The sequence below is a fragment of the Staphylococcus sp. HMSC62B09 genome (assembly GCF_001839115.1).
Taxonomy (GTDB): Bacteria; Bacillota; Bacilli; order Staphylococcales; family Staphylococcaceae; genus Staphylococcus; species Staphylococcus haemolyticus.
In genome coordinates, this window is the sequence record NZ_KV840105.1 from 1 (window position 1) to 277 (window position 277).

A 277-nucleotide genomic window follows, 5' to 3' on the forward strand; every position below is an offset into this window, starting at 1 on the left:
ATAAAGGACGAATGAGCTTATTTTACTATGCCGAGCTCACTTATCAACCTACACATTGTGAAAATTGTTCAACTAAAAATGAAAATTTCTCAATAGTAAAAAATGGTAAGAAAACCTCAACGATTACTTTACTTAAAATTATGGAAATGCCCGCTTATTTAGAACTTCAAAAACAAAGATTTTATTGTAAATCATGTGACAGTCATTTTACTGCTAAATCTAATATTGTCGACGCTCATTGTTTTATTTCTAATAAAACAAAACTTGCAGTTTTAGA

Annotated in this window: 1 protein-coding gene; it reads left to right on the forward strand. The window is 28.5% G+C overall.

Annotated features, from left to right (window positions below):
- The coding region (locus HMPREF3265_RS02130; protein ID WP_141764260.1) for a transposase family protein at positions 1 to 277 on the forward strand (277 nt) is incomplete at both ends.